General features: G+C 71.0%; 18 protein-coding genes and 1 riboswitch. Of the genes, 11 read left to right on the plus strand and 7 right to left on the minus strand.

The window, feature by feature from the left end; genetic code table 11:
• Positions 1-18 precede the first annotated feature (18 nt).
• From dxs to ACZ4RZ_RS16860, 4 genes are all read left to right on the plus strand, one after another.
• Entirely contained in the window at positions 19-1,953 is a 1,935-nt protein-coding gene (gene dxs, locus ACZ4RZ_RS16845) for a 1-deoxy-D-xylulose-5-phosphate synthase (RefSeq protein WP_467745282.1), read from the plus strand.
• Positions 1,950-3,350 carry an aspartate aminotransferase family protein gene (locus ACZ4RZ_RS16850; protein ID WP_467745283.1) on the plus strand — a complete coding sequence of 467 codons (1,401 nt, stop codon included), beginning with the start codon at positions 1,950-1,952 and terminating at the stop codon, positions 3,348-3,350. Before dxs ends, ACZ4RZ_RS16850 begins: the two co-directional genes overlap by 4 nt.
• Positions 3,351-3,490: 140 nt before the next feature.
• Positions 3,491-4,135: a helix-turn-helix domain-containing protein gene (locus ACZ4RZ_RS16855; protein ID WP_467745284.1), complete on the plus strand. Its 645-nt coding sequence runs from the start codon at positions 3,491-3,493 to the stop codon at positions 4,133-4,135.
• A 32-nt stretch (positions 4,136-4,167) separates the two neighbouring features.
• Positions 4,168-4,284 carry a DUF6126 family protein gene (locus ACZ4RZ_RS16860; protein ID WP_388871561.1) on the plus strand — a complete coding sequence of 39 codons (117 nt, stop codon included), beginning with the start codon at positions 4,168-4,170 and terminating at the stop codon, positions 4,282-4,284.
• 75 nt (positions 4,285-4,359) lie between these two features.
• Here ACZ4RZ_RS16860 and ACZ4RZ_RS16865 read toward each other — a convergent pair whose 3' ends face one another.
• Entirely contained in the window at positions 4,360-5,157 is a 798-nt protein-coding gene (locus ACZ4RZ_RS16865) for a tyrosine-protein phosphatase (RefSeq protein WP_467745285.1), read from the minus strand.
• 196 nt (positions 5,158-5,353) lie between these two features.
• On the opposite strand from ACZ4RZ_RS16865, the gene ACZ4RZ_RS16870 reads away from it, so the two are divergent.
• From ACZ4RZ_RS16870 to ACZ4RZ_RS16885, 4 genes are all read left to right on the plus strand, one after another.
• Entirely contained in the window at positions 5,354-7,423 is a 2,070-nt protein-coding gene (locus tag ACZ4RZ_RS16870) for an alpha-galactosidase (RefSeq protein WP_467745286.1), read from the plus strand.
• A 294-nt stretch (positions 7,424-7,717) separates the two neighbouring features.
• Positions 7,718-7,884: riboswitch (cyclic di-AMP (ydaO/yuaA leader) on the plus strand.
• Between the two features lie 2 nt (positions 7,885-7,886).
• Entirely contained in the window at positions 7,887-8,780 is an 894-nt protein-coding gene (locus ACZ4RZ_RS16875; protein WP_467745287.1) for a peptidoglycan DD-metalloendopeptidase family protein, read from the plus strand.
• 369 nt (positions 8,781-9,149) lie between these two features.
• Positions 9,150-9,935: an SGNH/GDSL hydrolase family protein gene (locus tag ACZ4RZ_RS16880; protein WP_467745778.1), complete on the plus strand. Its 786-nt coding sequence runs from the start codon at positions 9,150-9,152 to the stop codon at positions 9,933-9,935.
• A gap of 166 nt (positions 9,936-10,101) precedes the next feature.
• On the plus strand, positions 10,102-10,848 hold the full coding sequence (locus tag ACZ4RZ_RS16885; RefSeq protein WP_467745288.1) for an SIMPL domain-containing protein: 747 nt from the start codon (positions 10,102-10,104) through the stop codon (positions 10,846-10,848).
• A gap of 163 nt (positions 10,849-11,011) precedes the next feature.
• On the opposite strand, the gene ACZ4RZ_RS16890 is transcribed toward ACZ4RZ_RS16885, so the two are convergent.
• A complete protein-coding gene (locus tag ACZ4RZ_RS16890; RefSeq protein WP_467745290.1) occupies positions 11,012-11,632 on the minus strand; it encodes a TetR/AcrR family transcriptional regulator in 621 nt (206 codons plus the stop codon).
• A gap of 203 nt (positions 11,633-11,835) precedes the next feature.
• Here ACZ4RZ_RS16890 and ACZ4RZ_RS16895 point away from each other — a divergent pair, with 203 nt between their 5' ends.
• The gene (locus ACZ4RZ_RS16895) at positions 11,836-13,389 is read left to right on the plus strand and encodes an APC family permease (protein WP_467745292.1); all 1,554 of its coding nucleotides are present in this window, start codon (positions 11,836-11,838) and stop codon (positions 13,387-13,389) included.
• A 17-nt stretch (positions 13,390-13,406) separates the two neighbouring features.
• Here ACZ4RZ_RS16895 and ACZ4RZ_RS16900 read toward each other — a convergent pair whose 3' ends face one another.
• The 5 genes from ACZ4RZ_RS16900 to ACZ4RZ_RS16920 all read right to left on the minus strand — a co-directional run bounded on the left by ACZ4RZ_RS16900 (position 13,407) and on the right by ACZ4RZ_RS16920 (position 19,993).
• On the minus strand, positions 13,407-13,826 hold the full coding sequence (locus ACZ4RZ_RS16900) for a hypothetical protein (RefSeq protein ID WP_467745294.1): 420 nt from the start codon (positions 13,824-13,826) through the stop codon (positions 13,407-13,409).
• A 140-nt stretch (positions 13,827-13,966) separates the two neighbouring features.
• Positions 13,967-16,060, minus strand: a complete 2,094-nt coding sequence (locus tag ACZ4RZ_RS16905) for an acetate--CoA ligase family protein (RefSeq protein ID WP_467745296.1) — start codon at positions 16,058-16,060, stop codon at positions 13,967-13,969.
• Positions 16,057-17,235, minus strand: coding sequence for a glutamate dehydrogenase (locus ACZ4RZ_RS16910; protein WP_467745298.1), 1,179 nt, complete (start codon positions 17,233-17,235; stop codon positions 16,057-16,059). The genes ACZ4RZ_RS16905 and ACZ4RZ_RS16910 overlap by 4 nt, the downstream gene beginning before the upstream one ends.
• Positions 17,232-18,836: a 5-guanidino-2-oxopentanoate decarboxylase gene (locus tag ACZ4RZ_RS16915; RefSeq protein ID WP_467745300.1), complete on the minus strand. Its 1,605-nt coding sequence runs from the start codon at positions 18,834-18,836 to the stop codon at positions 17,232-17,234. The genes ACZ4RZ_RS16910 and ACZ4RZ_RS16915 overlap by 4 nt, the downstream gene beginning before the upstream one ends.
• Positions 18,836-19,993 carry an acyl-CoA dehydrogenase family protein gene (locus ACZ4RZ_RS16920; protein ID WP_467745301.1) on the minus strand — a complete coding sequence of 386 codons (1,158 nt, stop codon included), beginning with the start codon at positions 19,991-19,993 and terminating at the stop codon, positions 18,836-18,838. Before ACZ4RZ_RS16920 ends, ACZ4RZ_RS16915 begins: the two co-directional genes overlap by 1 nt.
• 417 nt (positions 19,994-20,410) lie before the next feature.
• On the opposite strand from ACZ4RZ_RS16920, the gene ACZ4RZ_RS16925 reads away from it, so the two are divergent.
• On the plus strand, positions 20,411-21,628 hold the full coding sequence (locus tag ACZ4RZ_RS16925; RefSeq protein WP_467745303.1) for an MBL fold metallo-hydrolase: 1,218 nt from the start codon (positions 20,411-20,413) through the stop codon (positions 21,626-21,628).
• Between the two features lie 346 nt (positions 21,629-21,974).
• Complete coding sequence (locus tag ACZ4RZ_RS16930) at positions 21,975-24,158, plus strand: sensor histidine kinase (RefSeq protein WP_467745305.1); 2,184 nt, start codon at positions 21,975-21,977, stop codon at positions 24,156-24,158.
• Positions 24,159-24,199: the final 41 nt, after the last annotated feature.

Consider the following 24,199-nt stretch of genomic DNA (forward strand, 5'->3'; position numbering starts at 1 on the left):
ACCGAGAGGGGGCCCGACGTGACGATTCTGGAGAACATCCGGGGACCACGTGACCTGAAGGCGCTGTCCGAGGCGGAACTGGGTGAACTGGCGGACGAGATACGGGAGTTCCTGGTGCATGCGGTCGCCAGGACCGGCGGTCACCTCGGGCCCAACCTGGGAGTGGTGGAACTCTCCATCGCGCTCCACCGGGTCTTCGAGTCACCCGTCGACCGCATCCTGTGGGACACCGGCCACCAGAGCTACGTACACAAGCTGCTGACGGGACGTCAGGACTTCTCCAAGCTGCGCAGCAAGGGCGGCCTGTCCGGCTACCCCTCGCGCGAGGAGTCCGAGCACGACATCATCGAGAACAGCCACGCCTCCACGGCGCTCGGCTGGGCGGACGGGCTCGCCAAGGCCCGCCAGGTACAGGGGGAGAAGGGGCATGTCGTCGCGGTCATCGGCGACGGCGCGCTCACCGGCGGCATGGCGTGGGAGGCACTGAACAACATCGCGGCCGCCAAGAACCGCCCGCTGATCATCGTCGTCAACGACAACGAACGCTCCTACGCGCCGACCATCGGCGGTCTCGCCAACCACCTCGCGACCCTGCGTACGACGGACAGTTACGAGAAGGTCCTCGCCTGGGGCAAGGACGTACTGCTGCGCACGCCCGTCGTCGGAAACACCATCTACGAGTCGCTGCACGGCGCGAAGAAGGGCTTCAAGGACGCGTTCGCCCCGCAGGGCATGTTCGAGGACCTCGGGCTGAAGTACGTCGGGCCGATCGACGGGCACGACGTGGGTGCCGTCGAGTCGGCGCTGCGGCGCGCCAAACGCTTCCACGGGCCCGTGCTCATTCACTGTCTGACGGAGAAGGGCCGGGGCTACGAGCCCGCTCTCGCGCACGAGGAGGACCACTTCCACACGGTCGGTGTGATGGACCCGCTCACCTGTGAGCCCCTCGCGCCCTCCAACGGACCTTCCTGGACCTCGGTGTTCGGGGACGAGATCGTGCGGATCGGCGAGGAGCGGGACGACGTGGTGGCGATCACGGCGGCCATGCTGCATCCGGTGGGCCTGGGGAAGTTCGCGGACAGGTTCCCCGACCGGGTGTGGGACGTCGGGATCGCCGAGCAGCACGCCACGGTGTCCGCGGCCGGGCTCGCCACGGGCGGGCTCCATCCCGTCGTCGCCGTCTACGCCACCTTCCTCAACCGTGCTTTCGACCAGCTCCTCATGGACGTCGCGCTGCACCGCTGCGGCGTCACCTTCGTCCTCGACCGGGCCGGGGTGACAGGAGTCGACGGGGCATCGCACAACGGCATGTGGGACATGTCGGTCCTCCAGGTCGTGCCGGGCCTCAGGATCGCCGCGCCGCGCGACGCCGACCAGCTGCGGGCCCAGCTGCGGGAGGCCGTCGCCGTGGACGACGCGCCGACGCTGATCCGCTTCCCGAAGGAGTCGGTGGGACCGGTGATTCCGGCGGTGGACCATGTGGGCGGGCTGGATGTCCTGCATCGCAGCTCGGAGATCCCGCAGGTCCTCCTGGTGGCCGTCGGCGTCATGGCACCGGTCTGTCTGCAGGCGGCCGAGCTGCTCGAAGCCCGCGGCATCGGCTGCACCGTGGTCGACCCGCGCTGGGTCAAGCCCGTCGACCCGTCGCTGCCCGGCCTCGCCGCCGAGCACCGGCTCGTCGCCGTCGTCGAGGACAACAGCCGGGCGGCGGGCGTCGGCGCGGCGGTCGCGCTTGCGCTCGGAGACGCCGAAGTCGACGTCCCCGTACGGAGGTTCGGCATCCCGGAGCAGTTCCTCGCACACGCCAAGCGCGGTGAGGTGCTGGCCGACATAGGTCTTACGCCCGTCGAGATAGCCGGGCGGATCAGTGCCGGCCTGGCCGTCAAGGATGAGCTGTCCAAGGTCGAGGACGAGCTGTCCACGGATGAGTTGTCCAAGGAGAAACAGGAATGAACGACCCTGCTCAGAAGCGGGAGTTCGACCTCGGCGCGCTGCTGGCCGAGCGCGGAGCCGAGCGCTACGAGCTGCACACCAAGTATCTGAACCACCAGCTCCCGCGCATGCTGCACACCATCGGCTTCGACAAGGTGTACGAGCGGGCCGAGGGCGCCCACTTCTGGGACGCGGACGGCAACGACTACCTGGACATGCTCGCCGGGTTCGGGGTGATGGGCCTGGGCCGCCATCATCCCGTCGTCCGCCAGGCGCTGCACGACGTCCTGGACGCCTCGCTCGCCGACCTCACCCGCTTCGACTGCCAGCCGCTGCCCGGACTCCTCGCGGAAAAGCTGCTCGCCCACAGCCCGCACCTGGACCGGGTCTTCTTCGGCAACAGCGGTACCGAGGCCGTCGAGACCGCGCTGAAGTTCGCCCGGTACGCCACCGGGAAGCCGCGGATCCTCTACTGCTCCCACGCCTTCCACGGCCTGACCACCGGCTCGCTGTCGGTCAACGGCGAGGACGGCTTCCGCGACGGCTTCGCCCCGCTGCTGCCCGACACCCCCGTCCCGCTCGGGGATCTCGACGTCCTGGCACGGGAGCTGAAGAAGGGCGACGTCGCCGCGCTCATCGTCGAACCCATTCAGGGCAAGGGCGTGCACGAGGCCCCGCCCGGATATCTGCGCGCCGCCCAGGAGCTGCTGCACAAGCACAAGGCGCTGCTCATCGCGGACGAGGTGCAGACCGGGCTGGGACGGACCGGGGACTTCTACGCCTACCAGCACGAGGAGGGCGTCGAGCCGGACCTGGTGTGCGTGGCGAAGGCGCTCTCCGGCGGATATGTGCCGGTCGGCGCGACCCTCGGCAAGGACTGGATCTTCAAGAAGGTCTATTCGTCGATGGACCGGGTCCTCGTGCACTCGGCGAGCTTCGGCTCGAACGCGCAGGCCATGGCGGCGGGGCTCGCCGTGCTCTCCGTGATGGAGAACGAGCAGATCGTGGCGGGCGTACGGGCCACGGGAGAGCGGCTGAAGTCCCGGCTCGCGGCGCTCGTGGACAAGTACGAGCTGCTGAGTGACGTACGCGGCCGGGGCCTGATGATCGGCATCGAGTTCGGGAGGCCCAAGTCGCTGAAGCTGCGCAGCCGATGGACGATGCTGCAGGCCGCGCGCAAGGGCCTGTTCGCGCAGATGGTGGTCGTCCCGCTGCTGCAACGGCACCGCATTCTCACCCAGGTCTCCGGTGACCATCTGGAGGTGATCAAACTGATCCCGCCGCTGATCATCGGAGAGCAGGACGTCGACCGCTTCGTCGAGGCCTTCACCGCTGTGATGGACGACGCGCACAGCGGGGGTGGGCTGATGTGGGACTTCGGAAAGACACTGGTGAAGCAGGCGGTGGCGAACCGCTAGCCGGGGTGGCGCCAGGGGCGGGCTCGCGCATCGGGCCCGCCCTCTTCTCTGCCGTGAGCGCTGTCGGAGCCCGACCCTCGTTCTTTTGCCTCAGAGGCAAGAAATTTGCCTACAAGGCAAGACTGCGGCTCAATGGAGGCATGAACCCTGCCGAGGGTACGAGCCCTTCCGAGCCGGGGGCGGTCGGCGACATTCCCGCCGTCGCACCCCAACTGCGTGAGCTGCGCCGCCGTGCCTCCCTGACCCTGGAGGCCGCGTCCCACGCCGCCGGGCTCTCGCCCGCCCACCTCTCGCGCCTGGAGACCGGGCAACGTCAGCCCTCGCTGCCGATGCTGCTCGCGCTCGCCCGTATCTACGGTACGACCGTCTCGGAACTGCTCGGCGAGACGGTCGCCGAACGTGACGCGATCGTGCGCGCCGCCGACATGGAGCCGACCGGGGCGGGCGGCTGGACGTACTGGCAGGCCGGTGCCCCCGGCCGGGGCATGCAGGCCCTGCGGGTGCACGTGCCGTACGGCTCGCAGGGCGACATCGTGCGTGTCCATCCGGGCGAGGAGTGGCTGCACGTCCTCCAGGGGCGGCTGCGGCTGCGCCTCGGGGACACCGCGCACCTGCTCGCGCCGGGCGACAGCGCGCACTTCGACTCGCTCACCCCGCACCGCATCGCCGCAGCAGATCGCGGCGGAGCCGAGCTCCTCTTCGTACACACCCTGCTGCAGAGCCCCACCGCCGCGCTGTGCCTCGGCCCGGCGTCGGGGCACCCGACCTCGGGAGAGACGTCATGACCGAACCCACGGAACCCGGCACGCGACGGTCCATGGAGGAGCGGTTCCCGCGCTCCCTGTGGATACGGCTGATCATCTACATCGCCGTCGGCCACGTCTTCGCGGCCTTCATCTACCTGCTGTTCACACTGGGCGCGCAGAGCCACTAGACGGGGCCTGTCCGGCGGATCAGGCCCGCGTCTCCGACATGATCCGCCGGTCAGGCCCCGGGCACCCTCCGGGGCTCAGTCCAGCAGGCGCTCGCGCAGTCGCTCCCGCAGTTCGGGGGTGATCCGCAGCGCCTGCTCCAGGTAGGGGTCGACGCCGCCCCAGGTCTCCTCGATCGTCTCGAAGGCCGTGGTCAGGTATTCGGCGCGCGCGTCGAACAGCGGGCTGAGCAGCTCCATGACCTCCGGGGAGTACGCGGCGGCGGAGCTGCTGCTGCGGTGCACCTTGTAGCGGCGGTGGGCGGCGTTCGACTCCAGGTAGTCGGCCACGATCGCGTCGCGCTCGACCCCGAGGGCGAGGAGCGTCACGGCTATCGACAGGCCCGCGCGGTCCTTGCCGGCCGCGCAGTGCATCAGCGCGGGCACGCTGTCCTCGGCCAGCGCGTGCAGCACCTGGGAGTGCTCGGCCGTGCGCTGCTTGATGATCGTGCGGTACGAGTTGATCATGCGGTTGGCGGCCTTGCCGTCCCCGAGGATCGAGCGGAGCTGGTCGATCTCGCCGTCGCGGACCATCTTCCAGAACTCGGCGCCGTCGGCCGGGTCGGTCAGCGGAAGATTCACGTTCCGCACACCCGGCAGCTCGACGTCCGGGCCCTCCAGCTTCTGGTCCGAGGCATTGCGGAAGTCGAAGATCGTGTGCAGGCCCAGGGAGGCGAGGAACGCGGCGTCCTCCTCGGTGGCGTGCGCCAGGTGGCCGCTGCGGAACAGCTGCCCCTGCTTCACGCGCCTGCCGTCCATCGTGGGCAGGCCGCCCACGTCCCGGAAATTGCGCACGCCTGCCAGCTCGGGCTCGGTCGACGGGACCTGCTGCGTCACTGGGGTTCCTCCCATTCGGCCGTCGGCGCTGCTCGGCTTCGCTCGGCGGCGCTTGGCGCTTGTGTGCGGGTTGCGCTCTCGACGATACGACATGGGTTCCTGGGGCAATGAGTTGTCCACAGGCGTTGCCTCCGAGACGCCGTGCCCATGATGATGTCGGCATCTGATCGCACCTGTTCGAATCTGTGGGGGACTGATGATCGAAGTCGGCGCGGACGCTCGTACCTGGCTTCTTTCGGGGCCGACGAGCAGCTACGCACTGCGGCTCACCGAACGCGACGAGCTGCTGCACCTGCACTGGGGCCCACGGATCGCGCTCGCCGACGCCGAGGCGCTCGCCACGCTGCCCGCGCCGCAGTACTGGCCCTTCGAGTCCCCGCTCGACGGGCGCGAGGAGTACCCCGTCGAGGGCGGCCCGCGCTTCGTACGGCCCGCCCTCTCCGTGCGCACGGACGAGCGCCGCGGTACCGAGTGGTGCTTCGAGACGTACGAGACGGAGGGCGACGAGCTGCGCCTGCGTTTCTCGGACTCCGGGCTCGGTATCACGCTGCACTACCGGATGCGCGGAGATGTCGTCGAGCGCTGGGTGACGCTCGCCAACGAGGGTCCCGCCCTGGAGCTGCTGCGCGCCGACTCCGCGACCTGGACGCTGCCCGAGCGCGACGGCTGGCGGCTGTCCCAGCTGCACGGGCGATGGGCGGCCGAGTCCCGGCTCGTGCGCACCCCCCTCACCTACGGTGAGAAGGTCATCGGCAGCCGGCGCGGACACACCGGGCACCAGCATCTGCCCTGGGTCGCGCTCGACGGCGAGGCGACCGAGGAGAGCGGCGAGGTGTACGGGTGCGCGCTCGGCTGGTCGGGCTCGTGGCGGATCTGCGTGGCCCAACTTCCCGATGCGCGCGTGCAGATCTCCGGCGGCGCGGGGTACGACGACTCCGGGCTGCTGCGCCTGGAGCCGGGGCAGTCGTTCACGACCCCCGTCTTCGCCGGACTGTGGAGCGACGGCGGCTTCGGCGGGGCGAGCCGGGCCTGGCACGCCTATCAGCGCGCGTACGTCATCCCGGACGCGGACCAGGACCGGCCGGTGCTCTTCAACTCCTGGGAGGCCACCACCTTCGACATCTCCGAGGAGCAGCAGGGGGTGCTCGCGCGCCGGGCCGCGGCGATGGGCGTCGAGCTGTTCGTGGTCGACGACGGCTGGTTCGGGGCGCGCACCAGCGACCGGGCCGGGCTCGGCGACTGGACCCCCAACCCGGACCGCTTCCCGGCAGGGCTCAAGCCGCTCGGTGACTACGTGCACGCGCTGGGCATGCGATTCGGGATCTGGGTCGAGCCGGAAATGGTCAATCCGGACAGTGAGCTCTATCGCGCGCACCCTGACTGGGTGCAGTTCCATCCAGGGCGAACCAGGACGGAATACCGCAATCAGCTCGTACTGAACCTCGCTCGCCCGGACGTTCAGGAGTACCTCTGGGAGCAGCTCGACGGCCTGCTCTCCAGTGCCCCTATCGACTACGTGAAGTGGGATTTCAACCGCTGCTTCACGGACGCGGGTTGGCCCGGCGAGCGCTATCCGCAGAAGCTGTGGGTCGAGCACGTGGAGGCCCTGTACGCCCTTCTCGACCGGCTGCGGGCCGCGCACCCCGGGGTCGCCTTCGAGTCCTGCTCGGGCGGTGGCGGCCGTATCGACCTCGGCATCATGGCGCGTACGGACCAGGTGTGGACCTCCGACAACACCGACCCGCTCGACCGGCTCGCCATCCAGCACGGCTTCAGTCAGGTCCACCCGGCCCGGATCATGGCCGCCTGGGTCACGGACAGCCCGAACACGCAGCTCAATGGCAGGATCAGCTCGCTGCGCTTCCGCTTCGTGAGCGCCATGGCCGGGGTGCTCGGCGTCGGCGGCGACCTGAGCGAGTGGGGCGAGCCGGAGCTCGCCGAGGCTCGGAGGTGGGTGGACCTCTACAAGGAGATCAGGCCCGTCGTGCAGCGCGGCGACCTCTACCGGCTGCGGCCCCCGGAGGGCGGGCTGAGCGCGGTGCAGTACGTCCATGGTGATGAGACCGTCGTCCTCGCCTGGCTCCAGGCCCAGCGTCACGGCGAGCCGCTCGCCCCGCTCAGGCTGCGCGGACTTGACCCGACAGAAGCGTATGAGTGCCGCGAAACGGGCGAAGTGCACCGAGGTGCGGTGCTGCTGCATCACGGACTGCGGACGGGGCTGCGGGGAGACCTTGACGCGACGGTTATCCGACTGCGTCGCATGTGACTGTTCTGTCCGAATTAGTGCCTTCATTCCAAGTAGCCCTGGAATAATGCATCGTGGGTCGAGGTGCGTGAGGAGCGTCATATTCGTGACGATGTGTTGCGGCCGCCTTTTCGCAATCCGCCCCAATTTCCGGGAGGGTTGAGGGCTCGGAAAGATCGCCGATTCACGGAGGGTGACCGGAATTTCGCGATGGATCAAGAAGGGCGTGCGCACATAAAAGCCACATGGTTGTGGATGCGCTCTCATCTCGCTTACGTTCAGCCTCAATCCGGACGGACGCCCAATCCTGCCGCCGCCCGGAATCCGCACACTCACCCGCATACGGCAGGAGCGGGGGACCCACAGGTTCCATGCCTGTTCCGGTCTCCGGAACGGCTAGGGGTATAGCCGTGCAATTGCACGGCCGGGCATCTCCAGCCCGCACCCGACAGCTCACCTCGCAGGCGCCGGAGAGGAATTCGTCATGCCCGCGAAGGGTAAGCACCGCCGTCCCAAGTCTCAGCGTTTCACCCGCTCGATCGCCGTGGCCGGAACCGGCGGCGCCGTGCTCGCGCTGCCTCTGATGGGAGCCACCGGCGCCCACGCCGCGACCCCGACGGTCTCCGTCGCGCAGAGCGTCGAGAAGCCCGCGAAGAAGACCGCCACCGCCGCTCCCACCGCGGCGAAGAAGGCGGCCAAAATCAAGACGTACGCGGTGAAGGCCGGCGACTACCTCGCCAAGATCGCCGACGAGCAGAACGTCAGCGGCGGCTGGAAGAAGCTCTACTCCGACAACCGCTCGGCCGTCGGCAGTGACCCGTCGCTGATCCACCCGGGGCTGAAGCTGACGATCGGCAAGAAGGCCGCCTCCGGCAGCGCCACCCGGTCGTCGGCCGGGACGGCGCCGTCGGCCGCGAAGAGCACCAAGGCCGACGCGACCACCAACGCCGCCTCCGCCAGCAGCAGTTCCGGCTACACCCTGCCCGTCGAGGGCGCCACCGTCGGCACCGCCTACAAGGTGGCGGGCAGCATGTGGTCCAGCGGCTACCACACCGGTGTGGACTTCGTGGTCCCGACCGGCACCACGATCAAGGCGATCGCCGCGGGCACCGTCGTCTCGGCCGGCTGGGGCGGCGCCTACGGCAACCAGGTCGTCATCCGGCACGCCGACGGCCAGTACTCCCAGTACGCCCACATGTCGTCGCTCTCCGTCTCGGCGGGCCAGACCGTGACCGAGGGCCAGCAGATCGGCCTCTCCGGCGCGACGGGCAACGTCACCGGACCGCACCTGCACTTCGAGATCCGCACCACGCCGAACTACGGCTCGGACGTGGACCCCGTCGCGTACCTGCGCTCGCACGGTGTCGCCGTCGGCTGACGCGTCTCCCTCGCCCCCAAGGGCCGGACCCCATGATCCCCGGGGTTCGGCCCTTGGTGTCTCATGAGCGGCGCGGCAACGGCTCGGCACGGAGTGCGCGCCGTCGTCAACGGGCGGCCGCAGAAGCCGGGTTCTGCGGCGCCGGCGCCCCGGCGCCGGCGACGTCCATGTGGGGCGGCTGCCTCAACGGCGTCCGTGCGGGGCGGCTCCCTCAACGCCCCTGATCAGGGGCTTATTCCGGAACTGGACAATACTTTAGGCGTGGCTTATCTCACCATCCGTCAACCCTTCCTTACGGTCGCGTAGCTCACATCCGAAGGTGAATCATGGGCCGACGTGGCAGACGATTCGAAGAGTGACAACAGATCAGTGATCGGGTCGTACGTGGCGGTGGGGGACAGCTTCACCGAGGGCGTCGGCGACCCCGGCCCTGACGGGGCCTTCGTCGGTTGGGCCGACCGGTTCGCGGTACTTCTCGCGGACCGCCGGCCAGAAGGCGACTTCAACTACACCAATCTCGCCGTACGCGGCAAACTGCTCGACCAGATCGTCGAGGACCAGCTCCAGGACGCGAAGCAACTCGCGCCGGACCTGGTCTCGTTCTCCGCGGGCGGCAACGACATCATCCGGCCCGGCACCGACCCCGACGAGGTCGCGGAGCGCTTCGAGCGCGCGATCGCCGAACTCACCTCCGCCGTCGGCACCGTCATGGTGACCACCGGCTTCGACACCCGTGGCGTGCCCGTGCTGAAGCATCTGCGCGGCAAGATCGCCACGTACAACGGACATGTGCGGGCCATCGCGGACCGCTACGGCTGTCCCGTACTCGACCTGTGGTCGCTCAAGACGATCCAGGACCGCCGCGCCTGGGACGGCGACCGGCTGCATCTGTCGCCCGAGGGGCACACCCGGGTCGCGCTCCGCGCCGGCCAGGTCCTCGGCCTCGAGGTACCCGCCGACCCGGACCAGCCCTGGCCGCCGCTGCCGCCGCGCGGCACGCTCGAAGTGCGGCGCGACGACATCCACTGGGCGCGTGAGTACCTGGTCCCGTGGATCGGGCGGCGGTTGCGTGGGGAGTCGTCGGGGGATCACGTGGCGGCCAAGGGTGCCCTTTCGCCCGACGACATCAAGATGCGGATCGAGTCGGTGGCTTGAGCCCGGCCTCCGTGCACGGCGGCACGGGCCCGAGCGGGTCCGGCGTCCGGCTCGACCGGTGAGGTGACAGCGCGGGAGTGGCGGGGGGCGGGGAGCGGTCGGCGGTGCTGGGATGACCGCGAACCGCCCCGACGTCCCGGAGGGCGGTGCCCGAAGGAGACTCCGCATGCCCGCCCTCCGCGCGTCCACCGCACTCGCCGTGACCCTCCTCGCCCTCACCCTTCCGCAGGCCACGACGGCACCGGCTTTCGCGCTGCCCGCACGCCCAGGCCTCAGCGCCGAGCCCAGCCCCTCGACCGTCACCGTCACCGGCGAGGGCAGCGCCACCGCCGCGCCGGATCTCGCGCTCATCAGCGCGGGCGTCGACGTCACCGCGAAGACCTCGAAGGAGGCGCTCGCCGCACAGAACACGGCGTCGAACGCCCTGTTGGACGCCGTACGCGCGCAGGGCGTCGAGGAACGTGACATCCGTACCGAGAGCCTTTCACTCTCCCCGGTCTACGAGGACCAGAAAGGGACCTCCATGCTGACGGGTTACGAGGCCGCGCAGTCGTTCTCGGTGAAGGTCCGCGACATCGGTACGACCGGTGCGGTGCTGCAGGCCATCACCGACGCGACCGGCAACGCGGGCCGTATCCACTCCGTCGCCTTCGACATCGCCGACCCCGCCCCGCTGCACGCCCGCGCCCGCGAGGCCGCGCACGACGACGCCCACACGAAGGCATCCCAGTACGCCCGCCTCAGCGGTCATCGCCTCGGTCGGCTCGTCTCGCTCACCGAGGTCGGCGGCGGCGACTCCCGCCCGGCGCGGGTGTCGGCGGCCGCCTTCGACCAGACCGGGACGGGCGTCCCGGTCGCCACCGGCGAGATCCGGGACACGATCACGGTCACGGCGGTGTATGAACTGAACTGAGCCGACTTCCCGGGCTGCCGGGCCGAACTCCCCTGGCAGCGGAGGCGAACCCCCAAGCGGTGGCAGTAGAGGCGAACCCCCAAGCGGTGCCAGCAGAGGCGAACCCCCAAGCGGTGCCAGCGGAGGCGGGCGCCTCGAGTTGGTGGCAGCGGAGGCGGGCGCCTCAGCGCACCGCCGCCACCAACGCCTCCCGCTCAAGTCCCAGTTCGCGTGCGAGCGCCTCGTCCACCCACTCGTGGGTCCGCGTCCGCGACACCGCTCCCGCATACGCCGTCAGCTGGACGGCCAGGCCGTCCAGCAGCGCCGTGAGCCGCAGGGCCGCCCCCGTGGGATCCGGACAGTGGAACTCGCCCGCGGCCACTCCCTCCGCGATCACCTCGGTGATCGCGGCCTTCCACTGCTTGTCGAGATCGCGTGTGACCTCGCGCAGCGCGGGCTCGCGCAGCGCGGCCGCCCAGCCCTCGATCCACAGCCGCCAGCCCTTGGCCTGCCCGGTCGGCGCGTACCACCGCACGGCGGCCCGCAGCCGGCGCAGCGCCGTTGTACGGCGGCCGAGCAGTTTGCGCAGATGGGCGAGGTCGTCCTCGGCCGCGTACGTGAACGCGGCGGCGACCAGCTTCTCCTTCGTCGAGAAGTGGTACAGCACCAGCGCGTTGCTCACCCCGAGCGCCGAAGCCACGTCGGCGATCCGCACCGCCGCCACACCCCGCGCCTCGATCTGCTCGACGGCAGACCGCAGCAACTCCTCACGCCGCTCCGCCACGCTCAACCGCACTCTCGCCACGCGGCAACCCTACACAGCGGCCCGACGCGGGCACGACAGGCGGTCGCGACCCCTTGACACTGCCGCGCGACGGAGACCAAAGTACGGCCACTACTGACTGCTCATTCAGTCAGTAGCCGTGAAGTTCAGGCGATGTCTGCCCCGTCCGTACGCCCGATGTGTGCCCCGTCCGTACGTCCCCGTACCGCCGCAGGAGTCCGCCCGTGACCCAAGCACCGAGCACCCCGAAGCCCCGGCCCGAGCCCGATGCCCCCGACCTCTCCGAGGGCTGGGGCGAGCAGCGTTCCCGGCTGCGCAGGGATCTGCGCCGGCTCGATGTGCTGTTCTTCCTGATCTGCACCCTCGTCGGCCTCGACACGATCGGCTCGGTCGCGGCCCAAGGTCCGCAGGGGCTGACCTGGATGGCGATCCTCGCCCTGGTCTTCTTCCTGCCGTACGGCCTGCTGGTCGCCGAACTCGGCTCCGCCTTCCCGGTCCAGGGCGGCCCGTACGTCTGGACGCGGCTGGCTTTCGGACGGCTGACGGCCGGTGTGAACCAGCTCCTGTACTGGATCTCCAACCCCGTCTGGGTCGGCGGCAGTCTGTGCATCATCGCGCTGACGACCTGGGAGGAGTTCTTCACCCCGCTGCCGGGGGCGTGGAAGTACGCGGCCGGGCTGGCGTTCATCTGGGGCGGGGCGCTCGCGGTAGTCCAGTCGGTGCGGATCGGCAAGTGGGTGCCGACCGCCGGAGCCGTGGCCAGGATCGTGCTGCTCGGCTTCTTCCTCGTCTCGGTCGTCGTGTACGCGGCCGGGCACGGCGTCCACGCGCTGCCCGCCGGCGACTTCGCGCCCACGTACGCGGGCTTCGTCGCGCTCGTCCCCGTCCTGATCTTCAACTACGTCGGCTTCGAACTGCCCAGCTCGGCGGCGGAGGAGATGAAGAACCCGCGGCGTGACATACCGCTGTCCATTCTGCGTTCGGGACTCGCCGCACTCGTGCTCTACGGCGGACCCATCCTTGGCATCCTCTTCGTGCTGCCGGGCGAGCGGATCGGCAGCCTCGGCGGATTCATCGACGCCTGCAAGGCCGTGTTCACCGTCTACGGGGGATCGATCGCCGCGGACGGCACCGTCACGCTCACCGGGGCCGGAGCCGTCTTCGGCGGCATCGCGGCGGCCGGGCTCATCATCGGTCTGCTCACCTCGGGCGTCACCTGGGCCATGGGTGCCCACCGCGCCCAGGCGGTGGCGTGCGCGGACGGGGCGGGACCGGCCTGGCTCGGGCACATCTCGGAGAAGCACGGCACCCCGGTCCGGGTGAACCTGCTCTCCGCCGTCCTCGCCTCCTTGCTCTTCGTGGTTGCCCTCAACCTCACCGGCGGCGACGGCGAGAAGTACTTCGCGGCGGGCCTCGGCCTGACCATCTGCACCACCTTCATCTCGTACGTCATCACCTTCCCGAGCCTCGCGGTGCTGCGCCGGAAGTACCCCTCCGTGCCCCGGCCCTACTCCGTGCCCGGCGGTCGCTTCGGAGTACGGCTCGTGAGCGGGCTGGCCACCGTGTTCGTCGCCTTCACCGTGGTGGTGCTGATCTGGCCCGGCTTCGGCGTCGGCTGGTTCGGCACGGCGGGCAGCGCCGCGGACTCGCTGCCGGAGTCCTTCGCGGGACAGCGGCTGCAGTACACGCTCAGCCAAGTACTCCCGCTGGCGCTGTTCGTGGGGATCGGGCTCGCCTTCTACGCGGCGGGTGGGCGAAGCCGCCGCGAGAAGGGCTGACCGGGACTGCGCGGGGGTCAGTCGACAAACTGGTAGTCGACCTTGATGCGACCGTCCTCGTCGAGGACGAGGAACTCCAGGCCGCCGCCCGTCACCTGTCCTTCCCCGGTGTGGAAGGACTCCCAGCGGAACGTGATCACGTCACGCAACTGACGGGCGGCCTCCTGGATCCTGAAGACATACGTCCCCGGGGCCACGAACTCGTCGTATGCGCGCGTCACGCGCGCGTGCAGCTCGTCGTGGCCGCGGGCTTCCAGGACTGCGGTGGGGAGACCGAGGCCCACCGCCCGCTCGTGCATCTCCTGGGGCGGTTGCAGTACGTGCAGACCGTCGTCCGCCCACAGGTCCTGGACGGTCTTGCGGCGGATCTCGGGATCGGGCTCGTTCCAGACGCCTATGTAGCGCTCGATCAGGTCCTGTGCGTCGATGGCGGGCATGGTGCTCCTCGTGCGGGTCGGTACGCGAGCGGTGACGTCGGCTCGGTATGAGTTTCTGACGTCACCGACTCTGCTTCCGCCCGGGCCGGGCCTCAATTCCCAGCAGGGAATGGCCGAGGAACGGCCGTGGAATGGCTGTCCTACGCCAGGACTCCGTGGGCATCCAGGGCCACCGCACCCCCAGGGTGCACAAGCAGCGGATTGATCTCCAGCTCGGCGAGTTCGGGGTGCTCGGCGGCGGCTCGGGCCACCGCGCACAGGGCGGCCGCCGCGGCCTCCAGATGGACCGGCGGCGCGCCGCGCCAGCCGGTCAGCAGCTGCGCGTGCCGCAGCTCCGTGAGCAGGGCACGCGCGCGTGCCGCGGTCAACGGCGCCAGGGCGAGCGCCGTGTCGGCCAGCAGCTCCGCGGTGACGCCGCCGAGCCCCACCATCGCGACGGGGCCGAAGGCGGGGTCCCGGCGTACGCCGACGATCAGCTCATGGGCGTACGGAGGCGTCGCCATGGCCTCCACGGCGAAGCGCTCCGCACCGGTGCCCGCCCGCATCCGCCGGAACGCGGCGCGCAGCGAGTCCGCGTCGGCGAGGCCGAGGGCCACCCCGCCCGCCTCGGTCTTGTGGGCCAGACCCATCGCCTTGAGGACCAGCGGGTATCCGACGAGGTGCGCGGCGTCCACGGCCTCGTCGGCCGTCGTGACGAACCGGGCGGCGGGGAAGGTGAGTCCGTAGGTGGAGAGGAGATCGCGGACGGTCTCGTACGAGCCGTCGGGTACGGAGGAAGAGGCTCTCCTCGTCGGCGCCGGGTCCGTCGAGGGGCGGGCGAGGCGCGCGATCCCGGACAGTGCCGTCGCCGCCTGCTCGATGCGCTCGTAGACGGGGATGCCGCGGCGGCGCAGTACGGCGAGAGCGGGTGTGTCGCGGGCCATGGTGTGCACGACGAGGGCGCGTCCCGACTCGGCCGCGGCGTCCGCGAGTTCGGCCGCGACCTGGCACTCACGCGCGGACTGGGCCGGGTTGGCGCTCGCGTAGTCCCCGAAGTACCCGGTCAGAACGACGGCGTCGGCGTCCCCTCCCACCAGCAGAGCGCGGGCCACGCGCGCGTAGCTGCCGAGATCGGCCTCGCCGGCGCCCGCGAGGTCCACCGGGTTGCGGCATCCGGCTCCGGGCGGCAGCATCGCCGCGACCTCCTGCGTCGTACGCGCGGACAGCTCCGGCACCTGGAGGCCCCGCACGGCGAACGCGTCGGCGGCGAGGGCCCCTTGGCCGCCGCTGTCGCCGACGACGGCGACGCGGAACGATTCCACGCCCCGGCGCGAGGCGGCACCCGACGGCCGATGTGAACCGGTAGCCGACACCGGATGTGAGGCGGCCGTGGACAACAGACACACCGCCGTGTCCACCAGCTGACCCGCCGACTCCAGCAACAACGCGCCCGCCTCCCGGCAGACGGCGGCGACCGTGGCGTACGGACTGACCAGGGCGCCGGTGTGGGAGGCGGCGGCACCGGTGGAGGCAGGGCTGCGGCCGACCGTCAGCAGCAGCACGGGCTTTCCGGCCGCGTGGGCCGCGGCGAGCGCGCGGGCGAGGCGGCGGCCGTCGCGGAAATCCTCGACGTACGCGGCGATGACACGCGTCGGCTCATGGGCGACCAGGGACTCCAGGGCGTCGGCCGCGTCGATGTCGCGCTGGTTCCCCAGGGAGACGAAGCGCGAAAATCCCTGTCCCGCGCGCGCGAGGAGTCGGCCGATCTCCAGGGCGAGGTTCCCGCTCTGCGAGACCAGACCGACGGCGCCCACCGGGAACTCGCCCCAGCTGAGCCGGAGCTGCGTGGTCGTGTCGACGAGCCCCATGCAGTTGGGGCCGAGCAGCCGTGCCCCGCCGCCGGTCACCAGCTCGGCGAGCGCGTGCTCGTCGGCCGCGCCGCTGCCCGAGGTGATCACCGTGAAACAGCGGGCGCCCGCCGCGAGCCCTTCGGCGACGACAGGGCGTACGAACGGGGCAGGCACCGCGACCACCACGTGCTCGGGTGCCTCGGGCAGGCCGCTCAGACCCGGCCGGAAGGACACGCCGTCGAGCGCCCCGGCGCGCCGGTTCACCAGATGCACCGCTCGGCGGTCGCGCCCGGAAAGAGCGCCCTTCGCCAGCCAGTAGCCCCACTTCGCGGGGTTGTCGGAGGCACCGACCACGGCCACCGCGCGTGGGTCGAAAAGGGCGTCCAGCGGCGATTCGTCCGTCATCTGTACCACCCGAACCGCTCCGCGATCACCGGCAGCCGGTCGTTGACGATGGCATGCGCTGCGGCCCGCGCGGTCGTCCCGTCGGCCTCCGCGCGAGCCAGCATCTGGTCGATCAGGGCGCGCATGGAGCGCCGCGTGTACGCGAACGCCTCCTCGGCGTCGGCGCCGATGTCGCCGAACAGCGTCCACCACCACCAGGCGTTCGTCCCGGAGTTGACCACCACGTCCGGCAGCACGGTGACCCCGCGCCCGGCGAGCAGCTCCTCCGCCTCCGCCAGGACGGGCATGTTGGCCGCCTCGACGATCCAGCGGGCGGTGATCCGCCGCTGGTTCACGGCGTCGATCGCGTACGAGACCGCCGCGGGCACCAGCACCTCCGCGTCGGCGGCCAGCCAGGCGTCGCCGGGGAGTTCACGGTCGTCGGGGCGCAGCGCCGAGCGGTCGACCGTCCCGTACGCGTCGCGGGCGGCTAGCAGCGCGTCGATGTCGAGGCCCTCCGGGTTCGCGATCGTGCCCTTGATGTCGGCGACGGCCACGACCTTGAGCCCCGCGCGCGCGAGGAATCGAGCCGTGGCCCCGCCCATGGTGCCGAGGCCCTGCACGGCAACGCGCGTCCCTGTGTACGCCACGCCGGCCCGGTCCAGGGCGGCGAGCACCGACTCGGCGACTCCGCAGCCGCCGACCAGTTCGTCGAGGCCGATGCCGTCGACCTCGACCGCGAAGGCGTCCGCGAGCCGCCGCCGTGCCGCCGCCTCGTCGTCGAGCAGCGGGTACACGGCCTGGATGGACGAGACGAGCCCGGCCTCCTCGGCGGCCCGGTCGACCAGGTCCTGGGTGAGTCCGAGGTCCTCACCCGTGGTCCAGAAGCTCTCGATGTACGGGCGCATGGCGCGCAGATAGCGGACCAGAAGGCCGTACGCCGCCGGGTCCTGGGGATCGCAGTCGATACCGCCCTTGGCGCCGCCCAGCGGGATGTAGCGGCCCTCGGGGTTGTAGTGGAGGGCCTCCTTCATGGTCATGCCGCGGGCGAGCCCCGCGACCTCCTCCAGCGTGCAGCCGGGCCGCATCCGCAGACCGCCGCTGGAGACGCCTCGCACGAGCCGGTCGACGACGAGGAAGCCCTGCCGGCCAGTGACATGGTCCGTCCAGGCGAGCGTCATCAGGGGGGCGGTCATGGGGTCTCCTCGGGGATGGCGATCAGAGTGGGGCCGGGCGTGTGCAGTGCCTCGGTGAGCGCGGCGGCCAGCTCGTCCGGTCCGCACGCGCGCGTGCCCTGCCCTCCGTAGGCGCGGGCCAGGGCGGGCAGATCGACGGGCGCGAGGTCGACCGCCGTGGGGCCCTCGCCCCGGGCGATCATCTCGTCGCGGATCTCGCCGTAGCCGCCGTTGTCGAACACCACGACGGGCAGCGGGAGTTGGAGCTGTGCCGCGGTCGCCAGCTCCTGAACCGTGAACTGGAGGCCACCGTCCCCGCCGAGCGCCACTACCTGACGATCCGGCTGCGCCACTTTGGCGCCGATCGCCGCGGGCAGCGCGTAGCCGAGCGTGCCGAAGCCGGTCGGGTGAAGATAGCGGCCCTCGGGGCCGAGTGGGAGATGCGGGAGCGCTCCGTAGTAGCAGCACTGGGAGCTGTCCGAGGTGATGACGGCGTCGTCGGCGAGAACGGAACGGATCGTCCGGAGGTAAGGGATCCAGCGGGCGTCGCGTTCGGCGGTCTCGGCGTCACGGGCGGCCCGCAGGGCGCTCACTTCTCCGGCGGCGTCCTCGCCGGCCTTCACGCGCGCGTGCCTGCGTACTCCGGAAAGGAGCGCCTTCGAGGAGACGCCCGCGTCGCCGACGACAGCGACGTCCGCGGGCAGGCCGGCGTACATCTGGTCCGGGTCCAGGTCGACGCGGATCAGGGTGCCGTTCAGGGCGGGGGGCGGGGACCACAGATCGGACTCCGCGAGTTCGGTGCCGACCGCGAGTACGGCGTCGCGCTCGCTCAGCCACCTCTGGACGGTCGGGCTGTGCAGCGAGACCCCGAGCGACAGCGGGTGCGTCTCGGGGACGATCCCCTTGCCGTTGGCCGTGGTGACGACGGGAGCGCCCAGTTCCTCCGCGAGAGCGAGGCACGAGGCGGCTGCCCCGCGCGCCCCGCCTCCGAGCACGAGCGCCGGACGGTGCGCGCGGCTGAGGACGTCGGACGCCTTCCGCACGGCTTCGGTGTCGGGTGCCAGGGGCGCGACGCGCGGGGTGACGCGAACGGGACCGGTCTCCTCCACGGCCGCCAGCAGGTCGAGCGGCACCTCGATGTGCGCCGGCCGTGGTCGCCGCGTACGGAACAGCGTGAAGGCCCGGGCGACCGCGGCATCGATCTCCGCGACCGAGGACACCCGGTGACTGAACGCGGCCACCCCGCGCAGCGCCTCGGTCTGGCTGCGCATCTCGTGCAGCAGACCGGTCGCGAGCCGCGGGTGGCGCAGCGGCATCCCCGGCGAGACGATCAGGAGCGGCACGCTGTCCGAGTACGCCTGCCCGATGGCGGCCGCCGCGTTGAGCAGCGCGGGCCCGGTCGTCGTGATCACGACCCCCGGGCGATGCGTCACGCGCGCGTAGCCGTCGGCGGCGTATCCCGCACCCTGCTCGTGGCGTGGCAGAACGTGCCGGATGCCGTACGCGGACAGGTGACGGTAGATCTCCAGGTTGTGGGTGCCGGGGATGCCGAAGACCTGGGTCACGGCGTGTCCGCACAAGGCGCGGACGAGGGCCTCACCACCGGTGACCGCGTCGCCCATCACAGGCTCCGCGAGATGACGAGCCGCATGATGTCCGAGGTGCCCTCTTCGATCTCCTCCAGCTTGGCGTCGCGCATCCACTGCTCGACCGGGAACTCCCGCGAGTAGCCCCAGCCACCGAGCGTCTGAACGGCCGCCCAGGTGCAGTACGCGGCGGTCTCGGACGCCGTCAGCTTGGCCATCGCCGCCTCGGCCGTCGCGTTCAGACCGGCATCCAGGCGCTTCGCGGCCCGCCAGGTCATCAGCCGGGCCTGCTCCACGCGCGTACGCATGTCGGCCAGGCGGAACGCAACCGCCTGGTGCTCGATGATCGGCTTGCCGAACTGCCGCCGCTCGCGGGCGTAGTCGCGCGCGTACTCGTACGCGGCCCGCGCCACGCCCGTCGCGGCGGCGCCCAGTACCGCGCGCGAGATGTCGAAGGTCCGCATCAGCCCGTGGAACCCCTCGCCCTCCGCTCCGAGCCGGTGTTCCTCGGGGACGAGTGCGTTGTCGAAGAAGATCTCCCGGCAGACGATCGCGCGCTGCCCCATCTTGCGCATCGGCTCTCCGAAGGAGACGCCTTCGGTGTCCTTGCGCAACAGGAACGCGCTGACCCCGCCGGAGCGCCGGGTGGGGTCGGTCTTGGCGAACACGACGTACTGTTCGGCCTCGCCCGCGTTCGAGATCCACGCCTTCTGCCCGTTCAGGCGATAGCCGCCAGGGGTGTGGTGCGCCGTGGTGACGATCGACGCGGCGTCCGAGCCCGCACCCGGCTCGGTGGTTGCCAGGGACGTCATCGGGGTGTCGGGGCCCGTGAGCGGGGTCAGCCACTCCCGCTTCTGCTCCTCGCTGCCGAGCTCCAGCACCGGATCGGCGAAGAAGCCGTTGGAGCAGAGCAGGTTGCCGATGCCGAGGTCACCCACGCACAGCTCCTCCTGCACCAGGACCTGGGTGAACACGTCGGTGAAGCCGCCCCCGCCGAACTCCTCGGGCAGCATGAAGCCCGTGATGCCCACCTTGGCCGCCTTGCGCCACAGGTCCCACGGCGTCTCGACATCCGCCTCGTCGACGGCACGCGCGCGTGGACGGATCTCCTCCCGCGCGAACGCACGCGTCAGCTCCACGATGTCCTGCTGTTCCGCGCTGAGCGGGACCAGCTCGGTGGGGAGGTCGGACATGGTGCCTCCAGATGCGGATGGAGCGGCGTGGCCGACTGGGCCACCGGGCAGTTACTGAATCATCAGTCAGTATCGGAAGCGACGCGGTTCTCTGTCAACGTACTGAACGGATCATCAGTAGCAAGTCCTCGGCGGCCCCGCCTGTCCGACCCGTCGGACGCACTCCGCTCGCGCTGGGGATGCGGTGGAGGACGCGGCCGCACCGTCGGCGAGCACCTCCACGCCCGGTCGTTCGTGCACCACTCCACGCCGGGTCGTTCGCGTATCACTCCGCGACGCGGAAGAAGAACGTGCGCCGCGGAGTTGGAGGAGTAAAGACCATGGAGTCGCGGACATTGGGCTGTGACAGAGCCGACCCGGCACTGTCAGAGACGGCGACCATAATGGAAAACCTGACCGACTCCACCTGGAGGTACCGTGACCGGATTCCGTACCCTGAGCTCCGGGCTCCGCTCGTTGCGGCCCGCCGCCTTCGGCGCGGATCCTGATGGTGAGCGCCTGGAGCGCATCCGCAGATCGCCGAACTTCGCGGACGGTGTCTTCAAGAATCCGGAGAGTGCCCGGATCCGCCCCGACGGCTCCATGGTCGAGTTCGCGAAGGTCTACTTCCGCAAGGAGGAGCGCGTCCACCGCGCCCCCGCCGGCACGGTGCCGGTGCACGCGACGACGCTCGCCGACCTGGCCAGGCCCGCGGCGAGCGGGCTGCGGCTCACCTGGATGGGACACTCCAGCGTCCTGGCGGAGATCGACGGGCACCGGGTGCTCTTCGACCCGGTCTGGGGCGAGCGCTGCTCCCCGTTCAACTTCGCCGGGCCCAAGCGGCTGCACCCGGTGCCCCTGCCGCTGGCCGAGCTCGGCCCGGTCGACGTCGTCGTCATCTCGCACGACCACTACGACCACCTCGACCTGCCCACCATCAAGGCCCTGGCCGACACGGACACGGTGTTCGCGGTGCCGCTCGGCGTCGGCGCCCACCTGGAGCACTGGGGTGTCTCGGCCGACCGGCTGCGCGAGCTGGACTGGAACGAGTCGACGAAGATCGGCGGGATCTCCCTGACCGCCACACCGGCGCGGCACTTCTGCGGCCGCGGTCTGCGCAACACGCAGCACACGCTCTGGGCCTCCTGGGCCGTCGCGGGTGACGAGCACCGGATCTACCACAGCGGTGACACCGGCTATTTCGAGGGGTTCAAGGACATCGGCGCCGAGCACGGCCCGTTCGACGCGACGATGATCCAGATCGGCGCGTACAGCGAGTTCTGGCCCGACATCCACATGACGCCCGAGGAGGGCATGCGCGCCCACCTGGACCTTCAGGGCGGGCAGCCCTCCGGGGTGATGCTCCCGATCCACTGGGCCACGTTCAACCTGGCGACCCACCCCTGGGCGGAGCCCGGCGAGGGGACGATGGCCGCCGGGCACGCGGCCGGTGCGCGCGTCGCGGTGCCCCGCCCCGGCGAGCCCTTCGAGCCCACGGCCGAGACCATCCCGTCCGAGCCCTGGTGGCGGGGCGTGGCCCTCCCGCCGGCGGGAGGCTGGCCCACCCTCGAGAAGACCGTCGCCGACACACCGGGTGACATAGCGGACGGCTCGACGGAGGACACCGGAGAGCCGGAGACCGTGCCCGCGGGCTGATTTTCCGATCGACGGCGAGGGCCGGGGAGCGCACCGCTCCCCGGCCCTCGCCGTTTGTTTGCGACCACTTCTGACCAGCTTCGATCGGGTCGATGTTCGGTTGGAACGCCTGCCCGATGGAGTTATCGGTCTGTCGTACGACGCCTCATACCAGAGCGGGACGCTGTCCGTGGGAGTTTGTCAACTGCCCACCGCACATGATGGGTTGGCGACTACTGTCAGTTGCCGTCGGGCGACGCAGGGCCGAATTTTCGGCTCTCTCGACCGGCACCGCGATGGCGCACGCCCGAGTCGCGCAGACCCGCGGGAGCCCCCGAGCTCCCGACGCCACAGTACGAGGACGCAGATGTCTCACCTTCGCGCACCGGCCGCACGCGCAGACCGCCGTGAGGGCGGGCGGCACGGGCGACCGGTCGCCCACACCGCCCCGTCGCTGCCGGAGAGCCACCTGCGGCCCCAGCTGCTGCGCCTGGCGGTCCTGCCGCCGATCGCGGTGGCCCTCAGCGGGTGCGCGGCCGTACTGTTCACCGTCCGCTCCACGGGTGCCCGCCCCGGCCCCATCCTGTGGGCCGTTCTCGCGGGAGCCGTGGGAGTGGCCCTGGTCGGAATCCTGATCGCCGCCGTGGCCGCCGACCGCGCCGCCAAGTCCGTACGGGAGCGCCTGGGCGCCCTGCGCCGCACCAGCGCGCGGACGGAGGCCGATCTGCGCGCCCTCGTCGCAGGGCTGCGCCGGGGCGAGAGTCCGCCCGGGCGCAAGGCACGTCGCCAACCCCCGGCGGACGCCGACGACTTCGAGCTGCTCGCCGCCGACCTCTCCCGCGCTCACGACGGCGCCGTCGCGGCCGTCGTGCAGGCCGCGCAGCTCTCCAGCCAGGCGGGCAGCGAACAGAAGGTCGAGGTCTTCGTCAACCTGGCCCGGCGGCTGCAGTCCCTCGTGCACCGCGAGATCTCGATCCTCGACGAGCTGGAGAACGAGATCGAGGACCCGGACCTGCTCAAGGGCCTCTTCCACGTCGACCACCTCGCCACCCGCATCCGCCGCCACGCCGAGAACCTCGCCGTCCTCGGCGGCGCCGTCTCGCGCCGCCAGTGGAGCAACCCCGTCTCCATGACAGAGGTGCTGCGGTCCGCGATCGCCGAGGTCGAGCAGTATTCGCGGGTCAAGCTGGTGCCCCCGATCGACGGCACCCTGCGCGGGCACGCGGTCGCCGACGTCATCCACCTGCTGGCCGAACTCGTCGAGAACGCCACGGTGTTCTCGGCCCCGCACACCCAAGTGCTGCTGCGCGCCAACCTCGTCACCTCCGGGCTCGCCGTCGAGGTGGAGGACCGGGGCCTCGGCATGCCCCTGGGCGAGCAGAACAAGATGAACGCCCTGCTCGCCGACCCCGACCAGGTGAACGTCGCCAGCCTCCTCCAGGACGGGCGCATCGGCCTGTTCGTGGTCTCGCAGCTCGCCCGGCGGCACGGCATCCACGTCCGGCTGCAGGCCAACATCTACGGCGGTGTCCAGGCCGTACTCGTCGTGCCGCAGGGGCTGTTGGGCACGACGCCGGGCGCTCTCGGGGACGTGGCCCAGGGCCGGCCTCAGGAGACGCCCGGGGGGCGCCGCCCGCCCGTGAGACCGCAGGCCACGCAGGCGGCTTCCGCGCCCGCGTCGCCCGGAAGCCGGGCGAGGCCCTCCGTGCCACGTCAGGCCCAGCGTGAGCAGGCACCCCAGCGTGCCGTGCCGGTCGCGGGCGGTGGCGGTCCCGCGCCACTCCCGGTGCGCGGTACCCACGCAGAGCGGCCCAACCCGGCGGAGGCGCTGCCCGGCATCCGCCCCGAAGACCGGCGCATCGCCGCGGAGAACGCGGCAGTGCCGCCCACGCCGCGAGGCGGCGCCGTCCGCGGCACCATGGGCAAGCCCCAACTGCCCAGGCGGCGCGCCCAGGAGCACATCGCGCCCCAATTGCGCGACGGGCCGGCACCTCGCCAGGACACGGAGTACGTCGTCGGCCACGACCCGGGTCTCATGGCGGCGTTCCAGCGCGGCATCGGCCTTGCGGAGGCGGCCCACGCGGAGACGGAGCGCACGCAGGCGTCGCCCATGCAGACGTCGTCTCCCAGGGACCGGGCGCACCTGGACCTGGTGCACACGGATGCACTGCCGCCCCTGGAAGTGGTCAGGGTGGATGGGCCGCCTGTGGGCGCCGCCCACGCCGACGGTGTGCACATGGACAACGCTCACATGGACAACGCGCACATGGAGCGACCGCACATGGAGCGGCACATGGAGCGACCGCACCTGGACGTAGTGCGCATGGACGGCGTGGCCCAGGCCGACGGGTCGTCGTCCGCCGGCTCCACCTCCCGTGGCGCGGACCCCATGGACGTACTGCCGACGGACGGAGCGACCACGGCGCACATAGCCGAAGCGCACACGGCGCACGCGCCGGCGCCCCACGAGGCGCAGGGGACGCGGGACACCGCGCCCGCACCCGGACACGACCTCACTGCCCGGCACGACGGGAGCACACCGGCCGGATGACCACCCCCCTCACCACCCCCACCCCCACCCCCTCCGCTCCC

Source organism: Streptomyces sp. NPDC027189, assembly GCF_055566975.1.

What these genes read in the sequence shown, in the direction of transcription:
- ACZ4RZ_RS16850 (WP_467745283.1), top strand. Translation starts at nt 1,950, where the DNA reads ATGAACGACCCTGCTCAGAAGCGGGAGTTCGACCTCGGCGCGCTGCTG.
- ACZ4RZ_RS16855 (WP_467745284.1), top strand. Translation starts at nt 3,491, where the DNA reads ATGAACCCTGCCGAGGGTACGAGCCCTTCCGAGCCGGGGGCGGTCGGC.
- ACZ4RZ_RS16860 (WP_388871561.1), top strand. Translation starts at nt 4,168, where the DNA reads ATGGAGGAGCGGTTCCCGCGCTCCCTGTGGATACGGCTGATCATCTAC.
- ACZ4RZ_RS16870 (WP_467745286.1), top strand. Translation starts at nt 5,354, where the DNA reads ATGATCGAAGTCGGCGCGGACGCTCGTACCTGGCTTCTTTCGGGGCCG.
- ACZ4RZ_RS16875 (WP_467745287.1), top strand. Translation starts at nt 7,887, where the DNA reads ATGCCCGCGAAGGGTAAGCACCGCCGTCCCAAGTCTCAGCGTTTCACC.
- ACZ4RZ_RS16885 (WP_467745288.1), top strand. Translation starts at nt 10,102, where the DNA reads ATGCCCGCCCTCCGCGCGTCCACCGCACTCGCCGTGACCCTCCTCGCC.
- ACZ4RZ_RS16900 (WP_467745294.1), bottom strand. Translation starts at nt 13,826, where the DNA reads ATGCCCGCCATCGACGCACAGGACCTGATCGAGCGCTACATAGGCGTC.
- ACZ4RZ_RS16905 (WP_467745296.1), bottom strand. Translation starts at nt 16,060, where the DNA reads ATGACGGACGAATCGCCGCTGGACGCCCTTTTCGACCCACGCGCGGTG.
- ACZ4RZ_RS16910 (WP_467745298.1), bottom strand. Translation starts at nt 17,235, where the DNA reads ATGACCGCCCCCCTGATGACGCTCGCCTGGACGGACCATGTCACTGGC.
- ACZ4RZ_RS16915 (WP_467745300.1), bottom strand. Translation starts at nt 18,836, where the DNA reads ATGGGCGACGCGGTCACCGGTGGTGAGGCCCTCGTCCGCGCCTTGTGC.
- ACZ4RZ_RS16920 (WP_467745301.1), bottom strand. Translation starts at nt 19,993, where the DNA reads ATGTCCGACCTCCCCACCGAGCTGGTCCCGCTCAGCGCGGAACAGCAG.
- ACZ4RZ_RS16930 (WP_467745305.1), top strand. Translation starts at nt 21,975, where the DNA reads ATGTCTCACCTTCGCGCACCGGCCGCACGCGCAGACCGCCGTGAGGGC.